The sequence below is a fragment of the Martinezella paranaensis genome (assembly GCF_014200235.1).
GTDB lineage: Bacteria > Pseudomonadota > Alphaproteobacteria > Rhizobiales > Rhizobiaceae > Rhizobium > Rhizobium paranaense.
Window position 1 is genome coordinate 474735 of sequence record NZ_JACHBI010000001.1, and the last position, 26751, is coordinate 501485.

Here is a 26751-nt window from a genome sequence, read left to right on the forward strand (position 1 = left end):
CGTTAAAGTATTGGGCGTCTATGCTGTTCTGGATTCTCGTGGCCGTTCTGACGGCCGTTGTCGGTGCCGTCCTGCTCTATCCCCTTTTGCGTGGAGCAAAGGTGGTTGCCGACGGTCGTGCCGGCGAAGCTGCCGTCTATCGCGATCAACTTCGGGAGCTGGACCGTGATCTCGCGGGCGGCCTGATTTCCCCGGAAGAGGCCGGCTATGCCCGCGCCGAAATCGGCCGCCGCCTTTTGGCCGTTTCGAGTGATGTACCGGGTGCCGCAAAAACGCCGGCGCGGGGCCACTACTTTTCCCAGGCTTTCATCATCATCCTGCTGCCGATCATCTGTCTCTGTCTCTATCTCGTGAAGGGCGATCCCGGCCTGCCGTCGCAGCCGCTGCAAGCGCGTCTTGACCATCCCGGCAATGATCTCGCCATCTCGATCGTCAAGGTCGAGCGGCATCTGGCGCAGAATCCGGATGATGGCAAGGGTTGGGAAGTGCTTGCACCGATCTACCTGAAGACCAACCGCATCGGCGACGCGGAACTCGCCTATCGGAATGTCATCCGCCTACTCGGCCCCAATGCGGAGCGGCTTGGCAACCTCGGCGAAATTCTGATCATGAAGGCCGACGGCATCGTGACGGCGGAGGCGCGCAGTTCATTGCAGCAATCCCTTGCTCTCGATGCGAACAACCCCCGTGCGCTCTTCTACCTGGCGCTTGCCCTGGAGCAGGACGGCAAGGCGGCGGATGCGAAGGCGGCCTTCGAGGCGCTGGCACAGCAATCGCCGCCAGAGGCGCCGTGGATGATGGCCGTCAACGACCATATCGCCAAGAATGGCGGCGCGGCCGATGGGACGGCGGCAGGCTCGGCCGATGCCAAAACACCCGGCAATCCGACGGCCGATCAGGTGGCCGCCGCTAATGCCATGAACGCGGGCGATCGTCAGCAGATGATCCGCGGCATGGTCGACAGCCTTGACGCCAAGCTGAAGGAAGACCCGAAGAATTTCGAAGGCTGGATGCGGCTGATCCGCTCCTATGCCGTGCTGAACGACAAGGAGCGCGCGCTCGATGCGCTGAAGCGCGGCCTTGCGACCTTCCCCGCCGATGGCGACGAAGGCAAGCAGCTTCTGGCGCTGGCCAAGACGCTGGGACTGCCGACGGAGGTGACGCAGCAATGACCCGCAAGCAGAAACGTCTGGCCGTCATTGCCGGCGGCATGGGTTTTATCGCCGCCGCCGTGCTGCTCGTGCTCTTCGCCTTCAGCCAGTCGGTCGCCTATTTCTATATGCCGGCCGACCTCGCCAAGACCCCGGTCAGCGCCGGCACGCTGATCCGCCTCGGCGGCCTCGTCGGTGAGGGCAGCCTGGTGCGCGGCCAGGGGACGCAGGTGCAATTTGCCGTCACCGACGGCACCGATGCGATCAAGGTCACCTATAATGGCATCCTGCCGGATCTCTTCCGCGAGGGGCAGGGCGTGGTCACCGAAGGCAGGTTCGAGGCGGGCAGCAACGTCTTCGTCGCCGACAGCGTCCTTGCCAAGCATGATGAGCGCTATATGCCGAAGCAGGTCGCCGACAAGCTGAAGGCGGACGGCGTTTGGAAGGGCGAGGACAAAAGCCAATGATCATCGAGCTCGGACATTATGCGCTGGTGCTGGCGCTTGCGACCGCGATCATCGTCTCGATCCTGCCGGTGATCGGTGCAAGGCGCGGCGAAGTGTCGATGATGGACATCGCACCGGTCGGCGCCATCGTGCTGTTTGCGCTGGTTGCCTTTTCCTTCGGCGTCTTGACCTATGCCTATGTCGTCTCGGACTTTTCCGTGCTGAATGTCTGGGAGAACTCCCATTCGCTGATGCCGCTGATCTTCAAGCTCTCCGGCGTCTGGGGCAATCACGAGGGATCGATGATGCTCTGGCTGCTGATCCTGGCGCTGTTCAGTGCCCTGGTGGCGCTGTTCGGGCGCAATCTGCCGGATACGCTGCGCGCCAATGTGCTGGCCGTGCAGTCGTGGATCTCGGCCGCCTTTCTGATCTTCATCCTTTTGACCTCCAATCCGTTTCTCCGTCTCAATCCGGCGCCGGCCGAGGGCAAGGACCTCAATCCGGTGCTGCAGGATATCGGCCTGGCGATCCATCCGCCGCTGCTTTATCTCGGTTATGTCGGTTTTTCCGTCTGTTTCTCCTTTGCGGTTGCCGCCTTGCTCGAAGGCCGCATCGATGCCGCCTGGGCGCGCTGGGTTCGCCCCTGGACGCTGGCGGCCTGGACCTTTCTGACACTCGGCATCGCCATGGGCTCCTATTGGGCCTATTACGAACTCGGCTGGGGCGGCTGGTGGTTCTGGGACCCGGTGGAGAACGCCTCCTTCATGCCCTGGCTTGCCGGCACGGCGCTGCTGCATTCGGCGCTGGTGATGGAGAAGCGCGATGCCTTGAAGATCTGGACGGTGCTGCTGGCGATCCTCACCTTCTCCTTGTCGCTGCTCGGCACCTTCCTGGTGCGCTCCGGCGTGCTGACCTCGGTGCATTCCTTTGCCAGCGATCCGACCCGCGGCATCTTCATCCTGTGCATCCTGTTGCTCTTCATCGGCGGCTCTTTGGCGCTGTTTGCCTTCCGCGCCCCGCGGCTTGCCGCCGGCGGCCTGTTTGCGCCGATCTCGCGTGAGGGATCGCTGGTGCTGAACAACCTCATCCTGACGGTTGCCTGCGGCACGGTGCTGACGGGCACGTTATATCCGCTGGCCTTGGAGACGCTGACCGGCGACAAGATTTCCGTCGGGCCGCCGTTCTTCAACATGACCTTCGGGCTGCTGATGACGCCGATCCTGATTGCGGTTCCCTTCGGGCCGCTGCTGGCCTGGAAGCGCGGCGATCTGCTTGGCGTGCTGCAGCGGCTCTATGTCGCCGCCGGCCTGGCCCTGGTCGCCGGCCTTGCCCTGTTCTACATCCGCCATGGCGGACCGGTGCTGGCCGTCTTCGGCCTGGCTGCCGGCTTCTTCCTGCTCTTCGGCGCGCTCACCGATCTCTGGTATCGCGCCGGGATCGGCAAGGTGGCTGGGAACGTCGCCTGGCGGCGGCTGATCGGCCTGCCGCGTTCGGCCTTCGGAACGGCGCTTGCCCATGCCGGGCTTGGCATCACCGTGCTCGGCATCGTCGCGGTCACGACATTCCAGTTGGAAAACATCACCGAGATGAAGCCGGGCGGCACGGCCGAGATCGGCGGCTATACGCTGCGCTTCGATGGCATTCAGCCGGGGGTCGGGCCGAACTACACCGAGGATCGCGCCCAGTTCACGGTCAGCCGCGGCGGTGTTGCCGTTGCCAATGTCTCGTCGGCCAAGCGGCTGTTCACCGCCGGCCGCACCGCCACGACCGAGGCCGGCATTCTGACGCTGGGCCTCAGCCAGCTTTACGTTTCGCTTGGTGATCCCATCCAGGATGGCGGCATGGTGGTGCGGCTCTGGTGGAAACCGTTCATCATCTGCATCTGGGGCGGCGCCATCGTCATGGCGCTCGGCGGCTTCGTCTCGCTCAGCGACCGCCGTCTGCGCATCGGCGCACCAAGCCGCAAAGCAAAGCCGGCCCGTCCGGCGATGGAGCCGGCGGAATGATCAGACGTTTGTTCCTGGCTCTGGCATTGCTCCTCGCTCCCGCCGCCGCCTTTGCCGTCAATCCGGATGAGGTCTTGCCCAATCCGGCACTGGAGGCACGGGCGCGGGCGATCTCGGCGGAACTGCGCTGCATGGTCTGCCAGAACCAGTCGATCGACGATTCCAACGCCGATCTCGCCCGCGATCTGCGCCTGCTGGTGCGCAAGCGCCTCCTCAATGGCGATAGCGACCAGCAGGTGCTCGACTATATCGTCTCACGCTATGGCGAGTTCGTCCTGCTGAAGCCGCGCTTCAGCGAAAAGACGCTGTTGCTCTGGGGTGCGCCGATTGCTCTCTTCATTCTAGGCGGGCTCGCTCTTGTCGTCTATGCCCGCCGCCGCGCCGGCAAACCGACGGGTACGCCGCTGACGGCAGAGGAAGAAGCGCGTCTCAACGACCTCCTCGGCAAGTGACGTTGCACGACAAGTTGTCTTTACCCCATCGAAAACATTTCGCTACATTACGAATTTTTCATGGGTCGGACAGTTCGCTGTAAGGTCGGAGGTTCTATATCTTTCCCATAACCCATCGCCGCCGGTTCTGTCGGCATAAGAAAATCGGACGAGAGAAGAAAAGGTAACTCGCATATGTTCAGGAATATCAAGGACGCTCTGTCCCGTAGCACCGCTATGAAAGCTTCTGTCGTCGCCGGCCTCGCAGTCGCTGCTCTCGCCACCGGTGTTCCGGCTCAAATCAGCAGCTCCTATGCCGATGCCGTCAATGTCCAGGCTCCGCAGGTTCCGAGCTTCGCCAACGTCGTCGACGCCGTATCTCCGGCAGTCGTTTCCGTTCGCGTCGAATCCCGCGTCAATCCGGTTGCTGATGAAGACGATTCCTTCGGCCTCGGCCGTGGCTTCGACGAACTGCCGGACGATCATCCGCTGAAGAAGTTCTTCAAGCAGTTCGAACAGCAGCAGGGCCATAACCAGCAACAGGGCCAGCAGAAGGGCCAGCCCGACAACAAGGGCCGCCTGCGCCCGGTCGCGCAGGGCTCCGGCTTCTTCATTTCCGAAGACGGCTATCTCGTCACCAACAACCACGTCGTTTCCGACGGTGCGGCCTTCGTCGTTATCCTCAATGACGGCACGGAACTCGATGCCAAGCTGATCGGCAAGGACCCGCGCACCGACCTCGCCGTGCTGAAGGTCGATGGCAAGGGCAAGAAGTTCACCTATGTCAATTGGGCCGATGACGACAAGGTCCGCGTCGGCGACTGGGTCGTTGCCGTCGGCAACCCCTTCGGCCTTGGCGGCACGGTCACCGCCGGCATCGTTTCGGCGCGTGGTCGCGATATCGGCTCTGGCCCCTATGACGACTTCATCCAGGTCGACGCAGCCGTGAACCGCGGCAACTCGGGCGGCCCGACCTTCAACCTCAACGGCCAGGTCGTCGGCATCAACACCGCCATCTTCTCGCCGTCGGGCGGCAGCGTCGGCATTGCCTTCGCAATCCCCGCCGATACCGCCAAGAACGTCGTCACCGATCTGATCAAGAGCGGTACCGTGTCGCGTGGTTGGCTCGGTGTTCAGATCCAGCCGGTAACCAAGGATATCGCTGAATCCCTCGGCCTGTCCGAAGCAAGCGGCGCGCTCGTCGTATCCCCGCAGGACGGCTCTCCGGGCCAGAAGGCCGGCATCAAGAACGGCGACGTCGTAACGGCTGTCAACGGCGATCCGGTGAAAGATCCGCGCGATCTCGCCCGCCGTATCGGCGCGATGCAGCCGGGCTCCAAGGTCGATGTCTCGCTGTGGCGTAATGGCAAGGCTCAGTCGGTCACCGTCGAACTCGGCACGCTGCCGGCCGACCAGAACCAGGCTTCGAACGACGAAAACTCGCAGCCAGCCCAGCCGCCGCAGCCGTCCTCGGAAAAGGCGCTTGCCGATCTCGGCCTCACCGTCGGTCCGTCCGATGACGGCAAGGGTGTCGCGATCACGGGTGTCGATCCGGACTCCGATGCCGCCGACAAGGGCGTGAAGGAAGGCGAGAAGATCACCTCGGTCAACAACCAGCAGGTCTCCAACGCCGGTGACATCGCCAAGGTTATCGACCAGGCGAAGAAGGACGGTCGCACCCGTGCGCTGTTCCAGATCCAGTCCAATGATGGCAGCCGCTTCGTCGCTCTGCCGATCACCGCGGGCTGATTTTTCGGCCAATTGAGTGCATGGGGAGCCGCGCAGGCCACGGCTGCGCGGCTCCTTTGTTCCCAGGGCATGGTCCTCAAACATGCGCGATGGCGCGAGGTCATGGCTTATCGACGAATTGCTTTCAGGGCAGGTAGAAGATGACAACCGCTGGCCAACATGCTGTTAACTCCTCCGATTCTGGTTGTGCTGAGGCATCGCCGACGGGTAATGTCGCCCACATGAAGATTTTGATTATCGAAGACGATCTCGAGGCTGCCGCCTATCTCACCAAGGCGTTTCGCGAGGCCGGCATTGTTGCTGACCATGCGAGCGATGGTGAGAGCGGCCTGTTCATGGGCACCGAGAACGCCTACGATGTCGCCATCATCGATCGCATGCTGCCGCGCCGCGATGGCCTTTCCGTCATCAGCGAACTGCGCCGCAAGGGCGTGCATACGCCGGTTCTCATTCTCTCCGCTCTCGGTCAGGTCGACGACCGCGTCACCGGCCTGCGTGCCGGCGGCGACGACTACCTGCCGAAGCCCTACGCGTTCAGCGAATTGCTCGCCCGCGTCGAAGTTCTCGGCCGCCGCAAGGGCACGCCGGAACAGGATGTGCTTTACCGCGTCGGCGATCTGGAGCTCGACCGGCTGTCGCATGAGGTTCGTCGCGGCGGCAAGGAGATCCTTCTGCAACCGCGCGAGTTCCGCCTGCTCGAATATCTGATGAAGAATGCCGGCCAGGTGGTGACGCGCACCATGCTTCTCGAAAACGTCTGGGATTACCATTTCGATCCCCAGACGAACGTGATCGACGTGCACGTCTCGCGCCTGCGTTCGAAGATCGAAAAGGACTTCAGCCAGCCGTTGCTGAAGACGATCCGCGGCGCCGGCTACATGATCAAGGACGAGGGATGAGCCGCTTTCGCGTTCTCTTCAAGTCTACCGCAGTCCGCCTTTCCGCCCTTTACATTCTTCTGTTTGCGCTTTGCGCCGCCACGCTCGTCTTCTACGTAACGGCCATGTCGGAGCGGCTATTGACGGGGCAGATCCGCGATGCCGTGCAGCAGGAGGTCAATCAGGTCAAGCGCGCCTACGATGTCGGCGGCCTGAACCTGCTGCTGCGCACGATGGAACGCCGCGCGCGCCAGCCGGGCGCCAACCTCTATGTCATCGCCAGCCCCTCCGGCGATATCCTCGCCGGCAACGTCGCGTCGGTACAGCCCGGCGTCCTCGGCGAATCCGGTTGGACGGAACTACCTTTCATCTATGAGCGCTATACCGACTCCGGCACCGACCCCGAACGGCGGCATCTGGCGATCGCCAATATCTTCCTTCTCGACAATGGCCTGCGCATTCTGATCGGCCGTGATCTTGGCGAGCCGGAGCGCTTCCGGGTGCTCGTGCGCCAGGCCTTGATGCTGGCGCTGGCGATCATGGGCCTCGGCGCACTGGTCATCTGGTTCGGCATCGGCCGCAACGCGCTGAAGCGCATCGACCGCATGACCGAAGCCAGCCGAAAGATCATGGCCGGCGATCTCTCGCAGCGGTTGCCTGCCGGCGGTTCCGGCGATGAATTCGACCGCATGTCGGCATCGTTGAACGCCATGTTGGAGCGCATCGAGAAGCTGAACGAAGGCTTGCGGCAGGTTTCCGACAACATCGCCCATGATTTGAAAACGCCGCTGACACGGCTGCGCAACAAGGCGGCGGACGCACTCGACAATGCCGACAGCGAAGGTCGCCGTGTCGCGCTGGAGGGCATTATCGGCGAGTCCGACCAGTTGATCCGCACGTTCAATGCGCTGCTGATGATCTCCCGCGTCGAAGCCGGTTCCGTCGCCGCCGAAATGACCGGCGTCGACCTCTCCACCATCGTCGCGGACACTGCCGAGCTTTATGAGCCTGTGGCCGAGGAGGCGGGTCTGGCGCTGACGACCGATATCGAGCCCGACGTGGAGGTGCAGGGCAATCGCGAGCTGATCGGCCAGGCGATCTTCAATCTGATCGACAACGCCGTCAAATATGCCTCGGGCTGTCCCGGCAAGCAGGCGGTGGTGTTGAAACTCTCGCGTACGCCGGGTGCCGTGCACCTCGCCGTCGCGGACCACGGTCCGGGCATTCCTGCCCACCAGCGGACGGAAGTGATCAAACGCTTCTTCCGTCTGGATGAGAGCCGCTCCAAGCCCGGCACCGGCCTGGGCCTTGCCCTGGTGGAAGCGGTGATGGAGCTGCATGGCGGCCGGCTGGAACTTTCCGATACCGACCCGACCAGCCCCGACGCCCGCGGCTTGACGGTAACCATGATCTTCCCCACGCAGGAACAATAGATTAATCCTGCCCTACCGGATTGCTTCATCATGATCTCTATATCGGCTTCCGATTTTAGAGATCATGCACGATTCAAGATGTTACTGCGTGCCTTACGTCCGATCGGACGCGGCGCCGTAGGAGGAGAGCTGGATGACGACGGAAAGCGATTTTCTGCAGGATGTTCCGCCCGGGCGGCTTCGCCCGCTCAATCAGACGGAGCTGAAAGCGACGCTCGCCGACCTCAAGGACATCGCCGCAGCGGAACCGGCAATTGCCGCGCTTCTCGGAGGGGACAGTCCCTTACGCGATTTCATCTCCGCCGCATTGACGCTCTCACCCTATCTGCGCGAAACGGCCAATCTCGACCCGAAGCTTCTTGTCTCAGCCATCAGCAAACCGCTGTCACCGCAGATAGAGGCCCTGGTGGCCGAGGCCTGCCGTGCCTGGCTGCCGGCACAGGACGGTGCATCGTCGCCTGCGGAATCCGAGGTCATGAGCCGTTTGCGCATCGCCAAACGCCGCGCCTCCTTCCTGATCGCGCTTGCCGATCTCGCCCGCATTTTCGACGGAAGAACGACGACGCGCTGGCTGAGCGCCCTTGCCGAAGCCTCGATTTCGGCAGCGATCGACCATCTGCTCCTGTCGTCGCACGAGGCCGGCAAGATCGTGGTCCGCGACCCTTCGACGCCGAGCCGCGGCTCTGGCCTCATCGTGCTCGGCATGGGCAAGCTGGGCGCCGAGGAGCTGAACTATTCCTCCGATATCGACCTTGTCGTTTTCTTCGACGAAATGGCAGGCATCGTTCCCAATCCCGACGATGCGATCGACATCTTCCCGCGGCTGATGCGCCGGCTGGTGCGCATCCTGCAGGAGCGCACTGCCGATGGCTACGTCTTCCGAACCGATCTTCGTCTGCGCCCCGATCCGGGTTCCACGCCGCTTGCCATCCCCGTTGATGCGGCAATGATCTATTACGAGGGCCGGGGGCAGAACTGGGAGCGTGCCGCCTTCATCAAGGCGCGCGCCGTCGGCGGGGATATTGCGGCCGGTCAGGTCTTCATCCGAGACCTCGTGCCCTTCGTCTTCCGCAAATATCTCGACTACGCGGCGATATCGGATATCCATTCCATCAAGCGGCAGATCCATGCGCACAAGGGTCATGGCGCGATCGCGGTCAAGGGCCACAATGTCAAGCTCGGCCGCGGCGGCATCCGCGAGATCGAGTTCTTCGTCCAGACGCAGCAGTTGATCGCCGGCGGCCGCATGCCGGCGCTGCGTGGCCGTGCCACCGAGGGAACATTGGCGGAGCTGACCAAGGCGAAGTGGATCGACGCGGAAACGCGCGACGAACTGACGGAGGCCTACTGGTTTCTGCGCGATGTCGAGCACCGCATCCAGATGGTGCGGGACGAGCAGACACATCTGCTTCCCGAAACGGATGCCGAGCTGAAGCGCATCGCCTTCCTGATGGGCTTCTCCGATCTGTCCAGCTTTTCCGAGGCGTTGGTTGCCACGCTGAAGACGGTGGAGCGGCGCTATGCCCGTCTGTTCGAGCAGGAGACCAAGCTTTCGACCGGGACCGGCAACCTCGTGTTCACCGGTCAGGGCGATGATCCCGATACGCTGAAGACACTGCACCGCCTCGGCTTCGAGCGTCCCTCCGATATCTCCCATGTCATCCGCACATGGCACTATGGACGCTATCGGGCCACGCAATCGGTGGAGGCGCGCGAGCGATTGACCGAATTGACGCCGGAATTGCTGCGCGTGTTCGGCGAAAGCAAGCGGGCAGACGAGGCGCTGCTGCGCTTCGACAGTTTCATCTCGGGTCTGCCGGCGGGCATCCAGCTTTTTTCGCTGCTGAGCACCAATCCGGCGCTGCTTTCGCTCATCGTCAACATCATGTCATCGGCGCCGCGACTTGCGGAAATCATCGCCGCCAAGCCGCATGTCTTCGATGGCATGCTGGACCCCGGCCTGATGGCGGAGCTGCCGACGCGCGATTACTTGGCCGAACGGATCAACAGCTTTCTGGCGCCGGCGGGGCATTACGAGGAGGTGCTGGACCGGCTGCGCATCTTCGCCTCGGAGCAGCGCTTCCTGATCGGCATCCGTCTGCTGACGGGTGCTATCGCCGGCGCCATGGCCGCCCGTGCCTTCACCTATCTTGCCGATCTGATCGTGGAAGCGGCGTTGAAGGCGGTGATGAAGGAAATCCAGGCTGTCCATGGCGATTATCCTGGCGGCCGCGTGGCGGTTGTCGGCATGGGGAAGCTCGGCAGCTTTGAACTCACCGCCGGTTCGGATATCGATATTATCCTGCTTTACGACTATGACGATGACGCCAGCGAATCCATCGGGCCGAAGCCGCTCGACGCGACGCGCTACTTTACCCGCATCACCCAACGGCTGATGGCCGCACTCTCCGCGCCGACGGCAGAGGGCGTGCTCTACGAAGTCGACATGCGCCTGCGCCCATCCGGCAATAAGGGCCCGGTCGCAACGCGCATCAACTCCTTCGAGAAATATCAGCGCGGGGAGGCCTGGACCTGGGAGCATATGGCGCTATCGCGCGCTCGCCTGATCTGCGGCGATGAGGACCTCGTGCTGAATGCGGAGCGGATCATCGGCGAGGTGCTTTCGGCCAAGCGCGATATTCCGAAGATCGCCAAGGATGTCACCGAGATGCGGGGCTTGATCGAAGAGGAAAAGCCACCTGTGAGCATTTGGGACTTGAAGCTCATCCCCGGCGGCCTGATCGATATCGAATTCATCGCGCAATATCTGCGGCTGATCGCGCCCGCCCGGGGCGTGGGCATCGACGCCAATGGCCTCAGCACCGGCGAGGCGCTGAAACTGCTCGGCGGCAGCTTGATGGACCGCAACGATCTCGACCTCGCCCTGGAGGCGCTGCATCTTTATACCGAACTGTCGCAGTTGATCCGGCTCTGCGTCGACGGACCGTTCGATCCGGAGAAGGCCCCTTCCGGGCTGATCGAGCTGGTTTGCCGCGCCGGCGATTGCCCCGATATCAAGACGCTGGAAGCGGAACTCAAGCGGCTTTCGAAAGCGGTGCGTAAAGTTTTCCAATCGGTTGTGAAGGCGTAGCTCAGCTCCGATCAGGAATTCGAATGGCAATCACGGTGCCGATGCCCTCGCGTGAGCGGATGCGCATGCGGCCGCGATGCAGGGTCGTCAGCGACCGTGAAATGGCAAGCCCGAGGCCCGAGCCCCCTTTGCTCTTGGCATATTGATTTTGCACCTGCTCGAACGGCTGACCGATTTTGCCGAGTGCCGACTTTGGAATGCCGATGCCGGTATCGGCGATCGTCAGCGTCACCGCGTCATCGACCTTGCGTGTGCGCACCGCGATGCGCCCGCCGTCATTGGTGAACTTGACGGCATTGGAGAGGAGGTTGAGAAGAATCTGCTTCATGGCGCGGCGATCTGCCGTCAGCTTGATGCCGGAGGAGATGCGCTGTTCGACGAGGATGTTCTTGTAGGCGGCCGGAATAGCGGTAAAGCGCAGGCATTCCTCGATCAATGGTGCAAGATCGATCCGCTCGCAGGAGAGCTTGAGGTGGCCGGCCTCGATCTTCGACATGTCGAGAATGTCATTGATGACGTTCAGCAGATGCTTGCCGCTGTCGTGGATATCCTTGGCATATTCATTGTATTTCGCGGAGCCCAGCGGGCCGAACATCTGATCCTGCAGGATTTCCGAGAAACCGAGGATGGCGTTGAGCGGCGTGCGCAGCTCATGCGACATGTTGGCGAGGAATTCGGATTTGGCCTTGTTGGCGGCTTCGGCGCGTTCCTTTTCCGCGAGATAATTGGTGTTGGCGGTCGAAAGCTCCGCCTTCTGCCGCTCGAGGGTTTGCCGGGAGGCGGAAAGATCGTTGATGGTTGCCATCAACCGGCGCTCGGACTCGCGCAGACGCTCCTGGTTGCGCTTCAACTGCGTGATGTCGGTGCCGACGGAAACGAGGCCGCCGTCACGGGTGCGGCGTTCGTTGATCTGCAGCCAGCGCTCGTCGGCAAGCTGCACTTCCGTCGTTTGCGAGTGGTTGGAGCGGCCGGGATCGACAATGCGACGCTCGATGACCGGGCGGGCCGCGGCGGCGTTGACGACGGCACGTTCGGTGCCTGGCACCAGCACATTGTCCGGCAGGCCGTAAGCTTGCTGGAAGTGGCCATTGCACATGACCAGGCGGTCGTTCTTGTCCCAGAGTACGAAAGCTTCCGAAGTGCATTCGATCGCATCGGCCAAACGCTGGTCGGCCTCGGCATAGCGCTGCGCCAGCCGATGCTGTTCGGTGACGTCCATGGCGATGCCGATCATGTGGACATGACCGGAATTGGTGCGGATGACCTGGGCGCGGGCACGCATCCAGACATAGTGTCCCTTAGCGTGACGAATCCGCAGGATCTGATCGACCTGGCCGGCGGTGCCGCGGGTGACCGATCGTGCCAGCACATGCAGGCTGTTGTCATCCGGATGCATCATCCGGGCTGCATCGACGAAGGACAGCGGCCGATCGGCGGCCGGCAGGCCGAGCATGTCGTACATCGACCGCGACCAGAAGAATTCGCGGCTGGCGAAATCGAAATCCCAGAGACCGCAGCGTCCGCGCGACAGGGCGGTTTCGACGCGCAGATTGGATTCGAGGAAGATCTCATCGGCATCGCGTGCCCGTTTCACCTGGGTATAATAGGCGTAGAGAATGACGAGCAGGATGGAGGAAATGCCCGCAAAGAGCGTGACATTGAGCGTCAGCTCATCGCGCCAGAGCTTGTCGATCTGGTCCATTGAGGCGGCCGAGAGGACGAAATCGCCCTTGTCTCCGATTAAAGAAATCGCCGCATAGAAGGGCGCGCCGTCGATCATCGTCTCGATCACACCAGCATGGTCGCCAAAACTTCTGATTGTCGAAACCTCGGGGAAGAAATCCGAGATCGTCAGGCCGATATAGGGAGAGCCGGCGGCCGACGAGCCGAAGACACGGCCGCTCGCCTGCACCAGCAGGATGAATGCGCCGGTGTCGAGCCGGTCCTGCGGAAGGTAAGCCGCGAGTTTCTTTTCAGCGCCGTTTCGGTCGCCGGACTGGAAGAGGCTGGCATCGTTGGAGAAGGCTGCGGACGCCGCGGCGATGGACAGTGACGTCGCCTGGCGAGCGGCCGCGGTCATCCGCCCATGCTCCATCATCATGCCGAAGAAATGCGAGGCGGCGACGACCATCAGAAAGGAGACGATGAGGACGGGGATCACCCGCTTGAGTATATGTTCCGCCTGCGGAAAACGGCGCGAAACTGTCTCCGCCCGTACGCCCGCTCGATCGGTAACGCCGCTATGCCAGGATTTCAGACCGTCGAAATTAACACGCAGCCGTCCATCGGCCGCGGTTGCCCGCCGCACGTCCACCATCGCTCTAGCCTTGTCCCTCGTGTGATTCGCAGCGCCGCTCGCCCGAATCTACCCTAATGAATCACTCGTGATTCGCCTTGTCCAGAGGGCAGGGTAAAACTTTCTTAACCATATGCGATTTCGTGCTTTTTTGTACTCGCAATGGTAAGCCGCGGCTACAAGGGACTCGTTCCGGCTGAAAAAGGCGGGCTCAAATCACCCGCCTCGATCTCGCAAGAGCAAGCAAAAATTCATTCCTTGAGGATGCGGTCCACAATATCACGAACATCCGTCGAAAGGCTGCCGGCGCGTTCGATTTGCATCAAGGCGGAGCGGGCGTGATCGGCGCGCACTAGCTCCAGCAAGCGCCAGGAGCGCATGGAGGTCAGGATGCGGGCAGCCAACTGCGGGTTGCGCTGGTCGATGTCGAGGATTTGCTCTGCGAGGAAGCGATAGCCGGCTCCATCCGCACGACCGAAGCCGGTGGGATTGGCAAAGGCGAAGGTGCCGACGAGGGCGCGCATGCGGTTCGGATTGGTGCGCTTGAAAAGCGGCGTTTCCATCAGGCCCTGGATGCGCTCCAAGGTCGCGGCGCCAGGGATAGCCGCCTGAATGGCAAGCCACTTGTCGATGACCAGCGCGTTCTCTGCGAAGCGATCGTGGAAGCCCTGGAGGGCTGCCTTGGCTTCCGCCGACTCCGGAAACCGGTGGGCAAGGATCGTCAGGGCAGCACTGAGGTCGGTCATGTTATTCGCCGCGTCAAAGGCTGCTTTGGCGCGAGCCGGCGCGTTGTCCGACTGCGACAGATAGGTGAGCGCGGCATTCCGCAAGGCTCTCCGTCCGGCGCTGGCGGCATCCGGACTGAAGGGGTCCGATGTCTGCATGTTGTCATAGAGGGCGGCGAAGACGCTTCTCCCGGCTTCGGCAACCAGTGCGAGGATCGCCTGACGGCCGGCGTGGATTGCGTCCGGATCATTATTGCCGCCGAGTTCGCGGGCAATGTCGGCCTCACTCGGCAGGGCGAGCGCCTGGGCGCGGAAAGCGGGCTCCAGGCTCTCATCATTTGCAGCCGCCAAAAGCGCGTCGACGAAGGCTGCGTCGCAAGTGATCGGATTACCCTGCCGCGCGTCGCGGGCAGCCTGCAGCAGGTTGGGCAGGCCAAGGTCGATCAGCGCCTGCCAGCGGGCGAAATGGTCGGTTTCGTAGCGAGCGATCAGCGCCAGGTCCTTGGCGCTCTGGCTGAGCTGAAGATTGATCGGCGTCGAGAAGCTGCGGTTCAGCGACAGCACCGGCCGGGAAGGAATGCCGTGGAAGACGGCCGTCTGCGTCCGCGCAGTCAGGTGCAGGACATCGTCGGTCAGTTCCGCGTCGGTCACCGATGTCGGCGTCAACAATGCCCCGTCCGCGGCGAAAAGCGCTGTGCGTAGCGGAATATGCATGGGCTCCTTGGTCGCCTGGCCGGGAGTGGCCGGGACCATCTGCTCGAGTGAAAGAGCGAAGGTCTTGGCTGCCGCGTCATAGGTGCCCGAAGCGGTCACCAGCGGCGTGCCAGCCTGATGATACCAGAGCGAGAACTGCGTCAGGTCGCGCCCGCTCGCATCCTCGAAACATTTGATGAAGTCCTCAATCGTCACAGCTTGGCCGTCGTGGCGGTCGAAATAGAGATCCATGCCCTTCTTGAACAGATCGCGGCCGAGGAGCGTGGCGATCATGCGAGTGACTTCGCTGCCCTTCTCGTAGACCGTCGTCGTATAGAAGTTGTTGATTTCGCGGTATTTCGTCGGGCGAACCGGATGAGCAAGCGGCCCGCTGTCTTCCGGAAACTGCTCCGATTTCAGATGGCGGACTTCGGCGATGCGCTTGACCGGCCGCGAACGCTGATCGGCGGAAAATTCGTGGTCGCGATAGACCGTCAAGCCTTCCTTGAGGCAGAGCTGGAACCAGTCGCGGCAGGTAATGCGATTGCCGGTCCAATTGTGGAAATATTCATGCGCGATGATCGCCTCGATATTGGCATAGTCGGCATCGGTAGCGATTTCCGGATCAGCCAGCACGTATTTGTCGTTGAAGACGTTGAGGCCCTTGTTCTCCATCGCCCCCATGTTGAAATCGGAGACGGCGACGATCATGAAGATGTCGAGATCGTATTCGCGGCCGAACCGCTCCTCATCCCACTTCATCGAGCGCTTCAGCGCGTCCATGGCATAGGCTGCGCGTGGCTCCTTGCCGTGTTCGACATAGATCTTCAGCGCCACTTCACGGTCGGACATCGTGACGAACGTGTCCTCAACCACGCCGAGATCGCCGGCAACGAGCGCGAAGAGATAGCTCGGCTTCGGATGCGGATCGAACCAGGCGGCGAAATGCTTGCCTTCGCCATAGCCGGCACCGCCAAGGAAATTGCCGTTCGACAACAGCAGCGGATTGGCGGCTTTGTCGGCGATGATGTTGACCGTGTAGGGAGCAAGGACGTCGGGGCGATCGGGGAAATAGGTGATGCGGCGGAAGCCCTCGGCTTCGCACTGGGTGCAATAGATGCCGCCGCTGCGGTAAAGCCCCATCAATTGCGTGTTGGCTTCGGGGTTGATGATGGTCGTGATCGTCAGCTCGAAGGGCGTGCTCTCTGGCAAGTCGCGAACTGTCAGGCTTTCCGCCGTCGCCTCGAATTGCCCGGCCGGAACGTCGACCTGATCGAGCAGCAGCCCGGAAAGGCTGAGATCGTCGCCATCGAGCACAAGCGGTGCCTTGGGGTCGGTACCTTCGCGGCGATGGAAGATCAGCCGCGCTTCGACCTTGGTCTCGGTCGGATGCAGATCGAAGGTAAGGTCCACGCGTTCCAGAACGAAGTCGGTGGGACGATAGTCTGCCAGATGGACGATCTGGCCGGTGTCTGTTCGCATGGTCTATCCTGATCAGGCTTATACTGCGGCGGGCGGCGTTGATCCGAAGCAGCGCTCCGGAAGCAAATCCGCGCGCATCATTACATCGAAATCTGAACCAAAGTTAAAGTCATATCGTGGCGCCGCTACAATTCGTGATGGCGAGCAAAGTATTTGATCGGGAAGGCCACGTTTGATTTCAGGTTGAACGCCGCCTTGATCGCGTCGTCGGCTTCCGTTTGCTCTGCGACGACACCATACCATCCAAGCCCATCATGGTCTTCACAACCGAGCGTCTTGGCACAAGCGACGATGGTGTCGTTATTGTCGTAGTAGCTACCCGCGTTATGCGATCGTCCTTGGTTCGGCTCCTGGCCGACAGATCCGAGGCGATCAGTCGGCCGTCGACTGCATCGTGCGGACCGTCGATTCGCTGCTGCCACGGACGGGCAGAGATATGGACTGGAAGTCCGTCTTTTCGACGCGTCCCTCGTTCGGCTTGCGCATGGCGATGCGCCAGCCGGCATAGCCGGCATAGAGCGCAAAGGCGAGAGCCAGGAACCAGAGAAGGCCGGATGGGCCGGCAACTTCCATCATCGCGCCGCCGACCAGCGGCCCGGAGACCGTGCCGAGTCCATAAAGCAGCATGATGCCGCTGGAGATGGTGACATATTCATCCGGCGCTGCGCGGTCGTTGGCATGGGCGACATTGAGCGCATAGATCGGATAGAGCACGGTGCCGATGAAGAAGCCGGCGATATAGAGCGTCAACTGCGCATGCACGTCGAACAAGGTCATGATGGCACAGGCGAGGACGCCGACGACGCCGCAGACGATCATCACGTAGCGACGGTCCATCAGGTCCGATATGCGACCGATCGGCATTTGCGATACTGCACCGCCGGCGAGCACGCAGGCAAGCAGCGTCGCACCCTCGGCCGTGTTCATGCCGACATTCTGGGTATAGACGCCGCCAAGGCTGCTCCATGTGCCGGAAAGAGCGCCCGACAGCAGCGAACCGACGAAGGCGATCGGCGATAGCCGATAAAGTTTCGGCAGGTCGAACTTGGCCTGATGAATCGGCGTCGGCGACTTGGCGGTCGATAGCGCCGTCGGCAGCATCGCGAGCGCGAAGATGACGCCGCAGAGAATGAAAAGCGAGGTATTGCTGGGATCGCCGAGCGGCACCAGATATTGCCCACCGATCGAGCCGACTAGGCAGGTGATCATATAGACCGAGAAGATCGTCGCGCGATTGTCGTTGGTGACCCGCTCGTTCAACCAGCTTTCGATGATAAGATAGGCGCCGGCGATGCCGAAGCCGCTGATGCAGCGGAAAACCAGCCAGGCGCGCCAATCGACCATCAATGCGCACAGCAGAATGCCGATGCTGAGAAGTGAGATCAGGGCGCCGAAGACGCGCACATGTCCCACCCGCTGCACGAAGCGCGGCGTGACGATGCAGGATATGGTGAAGCCGAAGGTGTAACCAGTCGCGATCACCGAAATGGTGAAAGTCGACCAGCCTTCCGCCACGGAGCGGATCGGGACGACGAAGTTCATCAAGCCATAGCCGACCATCATCAACAGCGTTGACAACATCAGACTGGCGATCGAGACGAGGCTGGCCAGCATTGAAGCGGGATTCCGGTCGATTGGTTAAAGCAGATGCGCGTCGTGAAAGCGCATCTTGCTCTAACCCAGCAACGATGCGCGATCAATCGCGACGGCATATGGCGCGGTTGGTTGATCTGTGGCCCACCTCGCAAGTTAGTCTAAAAAAGATGATGGTGAAAGAATGGTTTTAAAGTTAAATTATTTGTTTAACTTCTTGTGATAACAGTGTTTTCACATAACTATAGCATGCTATCTGATGTCGGAGCTGCGATCTGAAGCCGCAGATTTATTCAAAAAAATGAGAACAATTCCTTCCGATCGGTCTTTTAGAAGGGCGCCATAAGGAGGCCCGATTGAGCTTTTCCGTCGAGCAACTTGCTTGCCATCCCAAATTCGTATCCTCCCTGCGTTTTTTAGCGGAGGCTTTGCGGGATCGCTACGACAGCGGACCGCGGATCGCACGCCTGTTGGCCTCGCATCAGCGCTGGCTCTTGACCCAGACGGCCTATGCGCTTCATCTCGAATATGATCCTGCCGTTCCCGGTTCGGGCCTCACCGTTGTCAAGCTTCGCGACGTGATCACTCAATACCGCGTCGCAAGCCGCAACACCGTGTTGAGCTATGTCGAGGAACTGCTGACGTATCGCTTCCTCGTTCCTGTCCCTGGCGTTGTCAAACGTCCGCGCCGCTATGGGCCGGCCGAAGTCAGTCACACCGCGATGATCAGTTGGTATCTTGCCAATCTCGCCGCACTCGATCTGCTCGATGACGGCAACCGCGCCGCCACATTGGCCACTCATCCGGAGCTGATCGATCTGGCGCAGCCGCGTATGGCGCGCCGCTGCCTGGAAACGACAGCCTGGCGGGAGCCGCCGGAGCGCGTCGGCCTGTTTCTCTGGACGGAAGCCGGGGGACTGGTGATGGACCATCTCGTCTCTCGGCTGGATATGAGCACCGAAGTGGATGGACGCGTCAATCTTGGCCGCATCGATACACGGGCAATCGCCGCACAGTTCATGATGTCGCGCACCCATCTACAGCGCCTTTTGCGCAAGGCCGTCGATGGTGGCAGTTTGGGCTGGTACGACGAATCGAAAAAGACTCACCTTTGGATGTCCCGCGACTTTCTTGACGAATATTGCCGCTGGCAGGCCGAGAAACTCGCTACTGTGGATGAAGCGTTTGCATGGGCGCAATCGGCAGCCGCGTGTGCGGTTTCAGAGCAGTGAGCCAAATAAAAACGCCGAGCTGGGCCCGGCGCTGTTCTTCATGAAAATCTCTTATGAAATCCGAAACAAAAAGGGGCGGGATCATCGATCCCACCCTTTTCAAACCTATAAGGGGATGCCGGCAGCCGCCGCACGCGCGCGGCTGATTTCGCTTTTGTCAGCCGTGCGCAGGCCACGCGAGCGCTCGAATTCCTCGGCTGCGCGCACGGCGGAGCCGATATGCCCGACGGAGTCGAGAAGGGTGAAAAAAGAGCGCAAGCCTAGAGACACGGTATCAGTACTCACGAAAGTCGGCAAATATAGCGGTCGGGCGAGCAACGCGAGCAGAGAGGCCGGTGCCGCGAGCAGTCATTTGCTCATTAGCGGCAATGCCGAGGCTGCGATGGCCGTTGGTGGCGCGCACAGGTACGATGACGCGGCGCAGGGTATCAAACCCGCTATGGATAGGACGGAAACGAGCAGTCATGGCCTTGGTTCCTTTCAAATTTCCTCCCAAGACACATCGCATATATTGCAATGCAGCATTGATTCTGCAATGCACAAGGCTGGAACACTGCCATGCAAATAACGCATGGCAAGTTTCATCTTCCGTTAACACTGATGAAAAATTAGCCTGAAACTTCGGCAGTGATGCGATTTTTGAAGGTCAAAAGATCATTCCAGGCCAATCGCTTGTTGATTGGAGCCGTCAGCAATTCCTGAGGGTGGAGGCTGGCAATCGCTGGTATCGTTCGGCCGGCGATCGTGACGTCCCGCCATTGCCCGCGCAGGCCGTGAATCGTTTCGTTGCTTTCGAAGAAGTGCCGAGCGGTGAAATTGCCGAGCAGCAGCAGGGCTTTCGGCTCCGCCAGCGCGATCTGCCGTTCGATGAAGGGGCGGCAGATCTCGACTTCCGGCGCCGACGGCGCACGGTTCCCCGGCGGGCGCCACGGAATGACATTGGTGAGCAGGATTCCGTCACGCTGCAGGCCGATGGCGCCCAGCATCTTGTCGAGCAATTGTCCGGTTCGTCCGGCAAAGGGTAGGCCTTCGCGGTCGTCGTCGGCGCTGGGCATCGGGCCGATCACCATCATACGGCCCTCGGCGCTGCCGCTGGCGAAGATGGTCGAGCGTGCGCTGTTTTTCAGGTTGCAGCCGTTGAAGGCCTCCAGTGCCGTCTTGAGTTCGCTAAGCGACCGGGCGCTTTCGGCGGCGAATCGGGCCTGTTCGACAGCTTGTTCGTCAGGGATGGCCGGCGCGCTTCGCGCCGATATCGGCGGGGCGGCCGGCTGTATGGCCTGACGACGTTCCGGCTGCGTAGCAGGCCGTGTGGCGAGCGGGGGTGCCTCGACGCGCGGCTGAACCGGCCGGGCGCCTTGGCGAGCTGCCTTCATCGCTTCGAATTCGGCAAAACGGTCAACGGCCTCCTCTTCGAGCAGCCATTCGACGCCTGCATCCGCATGAAAATGCAGAAGGGCGGCAAGTTCGGCCGGAGTGAGGTCGTTGGCGGAGATCATTGGCGAACTCTAGCCAAAGCAGCGGAAGAACGAAAGGGCAGGGTGTTCCCCACCCTCACGCCGTCCACTGGCTGATGTCGTCGCGCTCGCCGATCAAGGCGAGGCCGTGGGCGATCGACAGCAACTCGCCGCCGGTTTCGATCCGTTCCTGACCGAAGCGTTCGGTGAAGATGCGGCGCACGGCGGGCACGAAAGAGGTGCCGCCGGTGAGGAACACCTTGTCGATGGCCTCCGGCGCTGTGTTGGTGGTCGCCAGAACGTCGTCCAGCGCACCTTCGATGCGGGCGAGATCGTCGGCGATCCAGCTTTCGAAATCGCTGCGGCGCACGGTTTTGCGGCCGGCCTTGCCAAGCGGCGGGAAGTTGAATTCAGCTTCCTCGTTGGCCGAAAGCGCCATCTTCGTCGCCGACACCGCCTGATAGAGCGGATAGCCTTCGTCGTGTTCAACGAGCTCGATAAAGGTCTCGAGCTTTTCCGGCTCCAGGCAGCTGCGCACCAGCGTCTTCAGATCGGCATATTCGCGCGAGGTCTTGAAGATCGATAGCTGGTTCCAGCGGCCGAAATTGGCGTAGTAGGAGGTGGGTACTTCCAGCAGCTTGTCGAAGCTCTTGAAGAGGCTGCCCTTGCCGATGGCTGGCGAAACGATGTTGTCGATCATCCGGAAGTCGAAGTGATCGCCGGCAATGCCGACGCCGGAATGGCCGATCGGGGTCGCCGTCAGCTTTCCACCATGGGTCTCGAAGCGGATCAGTGAATAGTCCGTGGTACCGCCGCCGAAATCGGCCACCAGCACGGTCGCATCCGCTTTCAGGTGCTGGGCGAAGTAGAAGGCGGCCGCCACCGGTTCGTAGACATAATGGATTTCCGGAAAGCCGAAGCGAGACAGCGCCTCGTTATAGCGGGCCGTGGCGAGGGACGCGTCCGGGTTGGCGCCGGCAAAGTGCACCGGCCGGCCCGCGACGATGCGGCCAACATCCGCCGGCCAGCCTTCGCCGGCGTAAGCGCGCAGCCGGCGCACGAAGATCTCCATCAGATCCTCGAAGCTGTGGCGCTTCGCAAAGATCAGCGTGCCCTGGAAAAGCGCACTTGCCGCAAAGGTCTTGATCGATTGCAGAAAGCGGCAATCGCCGGGATTGTCGATGAATTGGCGGATGGCGGCATGCCCTGCCTCGACCTTCAGTGCCGCGGCACCTAGTCCCGGATCCTTCATGAAGGACAGGGCCGTACGCATGCTGTCAGCGGTGCCGGCGACGCTGGTGAAGGCGACCGATTGCGTCGCCGGGCCATCGGCCATCGCCAAAACCGTGTTCGTTGTGCCGAAGTCGAAACCAAGCGCCCGAGCCATGCCCGCACTCCCTTCTGCTGAAAATTTTTTGGAATGGGGCAACGCCCCTTATGGAACGCGAGACGCGCCCTTTCGTAAAGAGGGCGCGTCATGGCATGGCTGGACTGCAAGTGCAAGACGGAGCGCGCATTTGTTTTGCGATGATCTTGTCCGAAAAACGCTCTCAGCTTTGGCTGCGCAGTTTCGGGTTCCGGATCATGCCAAACTGAAACGGGCGCCTCGTGGCGCCCGTCTGATGTCATTCGGCCGCGATGGCGGTCGGCCTTTCTTCTTCGTGCTGGTGCTTGTCCTTGCGCTTGCCGAGACGGCCGACGAAGTCGTTCAGGCGGTTCATCTCAAGGAAGATCACCGGCGTGATGAACAGCGTCAGGATTTGCGAGACGACAAGACCGCCGACGACGGCAATGCCAAGCGGCTGGCGCAACTCCGAACTGGCGCCACCACCGATGGCGATCGGCAGCGCGCCGAGCAGGGCGCAGAAGGTCGTCATCATGATCGGACGGAAGCGGCGCACGCAGGCTTCATGGATCGCTTCCGCAGGCGATATGCCAGCGCTCGATCGAAGCGTTTCCAGCGCCACGTCGATCATCATGATCGCGTTTTTCTTCACGATACCGATTAGCATCAGCAAACCGATGAGCGCGATAATCGACAGGTCGAAGCCGAAGACCTTCAGGGCTAGCAGCGCGCCGAGAGCGGCGGCCGGCAGGCCGGAGAGGATGGTCAGCGGATGGATGAAGCTCTCATAGAGAACGCCGAGGACCACATAGATCGTCAGGACAGCGGCAAGGATCAGGTAAGGCGTGCTGCCTTGCGACTGCTGGAAGATCTGGGCGGTGCCGCCATAGGACGTGAAGACGTCCGCCGGCATGTTGATGTCCTTCTTAATCTGGTCGATCTGCGCGGTGGCGTCGCCGAGCGCTTCGCCGGCCGGCAGGTTGAAGGACACCGTGGTCGAAACGAGCTGGCCGGTCTGGTTGATGGTGACCGGGCCGGTCGTGCGTTCGACATGGGCGAAGTTCGACAGCGGCACCAGGGTGCCACTTGACGAGGCAATCTGGATTTCCTGCAGCTTCTGGTCATCCCAAGGCTTGCTAGTATCGTATTCGACGATGACGTCGTAGCTGTCGCCGGTGGACTGGATCTGAGCGGCGGCATAACCGCCGAAGCCTTCTTCCAGTGATGTGCGTAGCTGATTGTTGTTGATGCCGTAGGCCGCGGCCTTTTCGGTATCGACGACGATATTGGCCTGCAGCGCGTTGTTTTGCTCGTCCGAGGCAACGTCCGTGAAGCGCGGGTCGCGGCGCATCTCATCCTGGATCTTGTTGGCCCAGAGATTGGTCTGGTCGGCGCTCAGCGCCTGAATGACGAGCTGATACTGGCTGGCGGTCTGACGGCCGCCGAAGCGCAGGCTTTGCTGCGGCGTGATATAGGCCTTCAGGCCGGCAATCTTGCTGATACCAGCGCGCAACTCCCGCAGGGTGTTGTCAAGCGGCTCACGCTGATCCTTTGCCTTCAACTCGACATACATCGTGCCGTTGTTCAGCGGCTGGCGCACATTGCCGCCGACGATCGACATGACGTGAGCGACGGCAGAGTTCTGTTTTACGATTGCGGCGGCCTGGTTCTGCAGATCCTGCATTGCCGGATAGGAAATATCCTGCCGCGCCTGCGTCGAGATCGTCAGGCGGCCAATGTCTTCCGTCGGGAAGAAGCTTGCCGGTAGTACATTGAAGAGATACGCCGAGAGGGCGACCGAGCCGAAGAAGCTCAGCAACACCGTTCCGCGATGGCGAAGGCACCAGGCGACGCCCTTGTCATAGCCGCGCTGGGTCCAATCGAAGCCTGCGTTGAAGAGACGCACTGGATAAGGGGGCTCTCCATGGCCCGCCGACAGGCGCGAGCTGAGCATCGGGGTGACGGTGAGCGACACGATCGCGGAAGATACAATGGCGATCGCGACGACCATGCCGAATTCGTTGAAGATGCGGCCGACGACGCCGCCCATCAGCAGGATCGGAATGAACACGGCGATCAGCGAAATCGACATCGATATGATCGTATAGCTGACTTCCGCCGACCCTTTGAGCGCCGCCTGAAGCACGGGCATGCCCTCTTCGACATGGCGCAATATGTTCTCCAGCATGACGATGGCGTCGTCCACCACGAGACCGACCGCGAGGGTCAATCCGAGCAGCGAGATATTGTCGATGCTATATCCGAGAATATACATCATGCCGAAGGTCGCGATTAGCGATAGCGGCACGGCAAGGCCAGGGATGATCGTTGCCGTGACATGACCGGTGAAGAGATAGATCACCAGCACGACGAGGCCGATCGTCAGCAGCAGCGTGAATTTAACGTCCGAAATCGCGTCGCGGATCGGCTGCGCTGAATCGTTCATGACTGTTGTTTTCACCGAGGCCGGTATTTCCGCGTGTAGCTGCGGCAATTTGGCGTTTATGGCGTCGACCACATCGACCGTATTGGCATCCGGCTGGCGCTGGATGGCAAGAATGATCGCTCGCTTGCCGTCATACCAGGAACCGGCATTGGTATTTTCCACGCTGTCCTGAACGTCTGCGACATCGCTGAGGTGAATCGGCGCGCCGTTCGGGTTGGCGATAACAAGCGAACGGAACTCCGCGGCATTGGTACGCTGCGTATTCGAGTTGATGGTCATGCTCTGCGAATTGTTCTGCAGAGTGCCCACCGGAACCTGGCTGTTGGCGTTGACCAGCGCATTGTTGACAGTATCGATGCCGATGCTGCGGTCCTGCAGTTTGGCCGGATCGACTTCGACGCGTACTGCATATGTCTGGGCGCCGAACACCGTCACTTCCGCCACGCCCGGAAGCGTCGACAGCGACGGCGAGATGATGTCTTCGGCGATTTCGTCGAGCTTGCTGCGCGGCATCGTATCGCTCTGCACGGCAAGCAGCATGACCGGCGCATCGGCCGGGTTGGTCTTGCGATAGCTTGGCGGCACAGTCAGGTTGTCGGGCAACTGGCGCGTTGCATGCGAGATTGCGGCCTGGACGTCGGCGGCCGCGGCGTCGATATCGCGGTTGAGGTCGAACTGCAGCACGATGCTGGTGTTGCCGAGCGAGTTCGTCGACGAGATTTCGCTGATGCCGGGGATGGTCTCGAACTGCTTGATCAGCGGCGTCGAAACTGATGTTGCCATGGTTTGCGGCGAGGCGCCGGTCAACTGTGCGGTGACGTTGATGGTCGGAAAGTCGACCTGCGGCAGAGCCGCAACGGGCACAAGGCGATAGCCTGCCCAGCCTGCCATGACGACCCCCAAGGCCAAAAGCGTCGTCGCCACTGGCCGCCTGATACAGAAGCTGGGGATCATTGCTGCGCTCCGACAGAGATCGTTTCGGTTTTCTGACCCGACTGATCGTCAGCCGAGGCGACTTTCTGCGGCGTGGCATCGCTGAATTGCTCGACGACGCTCTGGCCGTCGTTCAACTGCACCTGTCCTTCGGTCACGACGTGGTCGCTTTCCGAAAGGCCCTTGGCGATCGCGCTGTATCCACCGTTCTGACGCGCAACGGTGACCGGTGTCATATGCACCTTGTTGTCCTTGACGACAAAGGCAAAGAAGCCGTCCGGGCCGGGGCTGACCGCAACGGTGGGCGCAACGAGAACAGGCTGGTTGTCGTTGAAATGTACGACGATGTTGACCGACTGGCCGGGCCAGAGGGCGCCGTTGGCATTGTTGAACTTCGCCTTGGCGAGGATCGTGCCGGATGCCGCATCGACCTGATTGTCATAAAAACTCATCGCGCCCTGGCGCGACTTGCCTTGTTCCGACCGGGGTACGGTGCTGACGGGAACAGTCCCGGCCTTCATCGCCTCCTCCAACTCGCGCAGGTGGCTCTCCTGCAGATGGAACTTGACGTAGATCGGATCGTATTGGGCGATCGATACGATTGCCGTGCCGGGGCTCACATAAGCGCCGACGCTGAGGGCGACATTGCCGAGACGGCCATCATAGGGCGCGCGGATTTCGGTGTGCTCGAGCAGAACCTGATCGGCCGCGAGCTGTGCCTTGTCGCCGTTGACCGTCGCAACAGCCGTATCGCGCGCTGCGACAGCCTGGTCCACCGTCTGCTGCGTGCCGGCTCCATTCAGCAGGGTCTTGGCCCGCGTCAGTGCCGCTTCTGCTTCGGTGAGCGTCGCCTGATCCTTGGCAAGCGTTGCCTGGTCCTTGTCGACCGCGGCCTGAGCCGTGCGCGGATCGAGCTTCGCGATCAGATCGCCGGCCTTGACCATGGCGCCATCCTCAGCCGCTATCGAGGTGATGATGCCGGATTCCTGTGCGGCGATCGTCGTCGTATCCTGCGCATCGGCCCAGCCGGTGGCGGTAACGTCGTTGGCGAGCGTCGTTTTCGTGACCGCCACGGTCTTGACCATTTGGGCCGCCGTCTGACGCTTGCCGTGGCCGCCGGCATCTGCTGCCTTGCTGCTATCCTCGGTCTTGGCGGATGCCCTGTCGATTAAAGCGGACATAAAGGGGATACGGTCGCGGTAGCTCCAGACTCCAAGAGCTGCGACAACGAGAAGGCCGAGAGAGAGCCAAAATTTCTTCATATTTAAAAAACCGGTCGAGGCGAGTTGCAGGAAATGCGGTGACCTTGAGGTGGATTTATTGCAGCGCGAAAAAGACGCGTTTCGCCGCAATCCATCACATCGCCG

17 protein-coding genes and 1 pseudogene are annotated in these 26751 nt (G+C 61.4%); 9 read left to right on the forward strand and 9 right to left on the reverse strand.

Annotation, left to right across the window (positions count from 1 at the left end):
- Nucleotides 1–20: 20 nt before the first annotated feature.
- The 8 genes from ccmI (at nt 21) to GGD50_RS02410 (ending at nt 11185) form a co-directional block, all read left to right on the forward strand.
- The gene (ccmI, locus tag GGD50_RS02375) at nt 21–1172 is read left to right on the forward strand and encodes a c-type cytochrome biogenesis protein CcmI (RefSeq protein WP_183937643.1); all 1152 of its coding nucleotides are present in this window, start codon (nt 21–23) and stop codon (nt 1170–1172) included.
- Complete coding sequence (ccmE, locus tag GGD50_RS02380) at nt 1169–1618, forward strand: cytochrome c maturation protein CcmE (protein WP_183937645.1); 450 nt, start codon at nt 1169–1171, stop codon at nt 1616–1618. Before ccmI ends, ccmE begins: the two co-directional genes overlap by 4 nt.
- A complete protein-coding gene (locus GGD50_RS02385) occupies nt 1615–3603 on the forward strand; it encodes a heme lyase CcmF/NrfE family subunit (protein WP_183937647.1) in 1989 nt (662 codons plus the stop codon). The genes ccmE and GGD50_RS02385 overlap by 4 nt, the downstream gene beginning before the upstream one ends.
- Complete coding sequence (locus tag GGD50_RS02390; RefSeq protein ID WP_183937649.1) at nt 3600–4055, forward strand: cytochrome c-type biogenesis protein; 456 nt, start codon at nt 3600–3602, stop codon at nt 4053–4055. Before GGD50_RS02385 ends, GGD50_RS02390 begins: the two co-directional genes overlap by 4 nt.
- A 174-nt stretch (nt 4056–4229) precedes the next feature.
- Nucleotides 4230–5783, forward strand: coding sequence for a Do family serine endopeptidase (locus GGD50_RS02395; protein WP_183937651.1), 1554 nt, complete (start codon nt 4230–4232; stop codon nt 5781–5783).
- 140 nt (nt 5784–5923) lie between these two features.
- Entirely contained in the window at nt 5924–6682 is a 759-nt protein-coding gene (locus GGD50_RS02400; protein WP_183937653.1) for a response regulator transcription factor, read from the forward strand.
- Nucleotides 6679–8094: a sensor histidine kinase gene (locus GGD50_RS02405; RefSeq protein ID WP_183937655.1), complete on the forward strand. Its 1416-nt coding sequence runs from the start codon at nt 6679–6681 to the stop codon at nt 8092–8094. Before GGD50_RS02400 ends, GGD50_RS02405 begins: the two co-directional genes overlap by 4 nt.
- 133 nt (nt 8095–8227) lie before the next feature.
- On the forward strand, nt 8228–11185 hold the full coding sequence (locus GGD50_RS02410) for a bifunctional [glutamine synthetase] adenylyltransferase/[glutamine synthetase]-adenylyl-L-tyrosine phosphorylase (RefSeq protein ID WP_107107508.1): 2958 nt from the start codon (nt 8228–8230) through the stop codon (nt 11183–11185).
- A 1-nt stretch (nt 11186) separates the two neighbouring features.
- Here the strand turns inward: GGD50_RS02410 and GGD50_RS02415 are convergent, their stop codons facing one another.
- From GGD50_RS02415 to GGD50_RS02425, 4 genes and pseudogenes are all read right to left on the reverse strand, one after another.
- On the reverse strand, nt 11187–13502 hold the full coding sequence (locus GGD50_RS02415) for a PAS domain-containing sensor histidine kinase (RefSeq protein WP_107107509.1): 2316 nt from the start codon (nt 13500–13502) through the stop codon (nt 11187–11189).
- Between the two features lie 230 nt (nt 13503–13732).
- Entirely contained in the window at nt 13733–16381 is a 2649-nt protein-coding gene (gene pepN / locus GGD50_RS02420; protein WP_107107510.1) for an aminopeptidase N, read from the reverse strand.
- Nucleotides 16382–16506: 125 nt separating this feature from the next.
- Nucleotides 16507–16701, reverse strand: a pseudogene (locus GGD50_RS33325) (hypothetical protein); the annotation flags it as partial.
- A gap of 52 nt (nt 16702–16753) precedes the next feature.
- Nucleotides 16754–17995 carry an MFS transporter gene (locus GGD50_RS02425; RefSeq protein ID WP_107107511.1) on the reverse strand — a complete coding sequence of 414 codons (1242 nt, stop codon included), beginning with the start codon at nt 17993–17995 and terminating at the stop codon, nt 16754–16756.
- 335 nt (nt 17996–18330) lie between these two features.
- On the opposite strand from GGD50_RS02425, the gene GGD50_RS02430 reads away from it, so the two are divergent.
- Nucleotides 18331–19206: a hypothetical protein gene (locus GGD50_RS02430; protein ID WP_107107512.1), complete on the forward strand. Its 876-nt coding sequence runs from the start codon at nt 18331–18333 to the stop codon at nt 19204–19206.
- 274 nt (nt 19207–19480) lie between these two features.
- On the opposite strand, the gene GGD50_RS02435 is transcribed toward GGD50_RS02430, so the two are convergent.
- The 5 genes from GGD50_RS02435 to GGD50_RS02455 form a co-directional block, all read right to left on the reverse strand.
- Nucleotides 19481–19672, reverse strand: a complete 192-nt coding sequence (locus tag GGD50_RS02435) for a hypothetical protein (RefSeq protein WP_107107513.1) — start codon at nt 19670–19672, stop codon at nt 19481–19483.
- Nucleotides 19673–19814: 142 nt separating this feature from the next.
- Nucleotides 19815–20702, reverse strand: a complete 888-nt coding sequence (locus tag GGD50_RS02440) for a uracil-DNA glycosylase (protein WP_107107514.1) — start codon at nt 20700–20702, stop codon at nt 19815–19817.
- A 55-nt stretch (nt 20703–20757) separates the two neighbouring features.
- Nucleotides 20758–22047, reverse strand: coding sequence for an Hsp70 family protein (locus GGD50_RS02445; protein WP_107107515.1), 1290 nt, complete (start codon nt 22045–22047; stop codon nt 20758–20760).
- A 238-nt stretch (nt 22048–22285) separates the two neighbouring features.
- Entirely contained in the window at nt 22286–25405 is a 3120-nt protein-coding gene (locus tag GGD50_RS02450; RefSeq protein ID WP_107107516.1) for an efflux RND transporter permease subunit, read from the reverse strand.
- Nucleotides 25402–26646, reverse strand: coding sequence for an efflux RND transporter periplasmic adaptor subunit (locus GGD50_RS02455; RefSeq protein WP_107107517.1), 1245 nt, complete (start codon nt 26644–26646; stop codon nt 25402–25404). Before GGD50_RS02455 ends, GGD50_RS02450 begins: the two co-directional genes overlap by 4 nt.
- Nucleotides 26647–26751 lie beyond the last annotated feature (105 nt).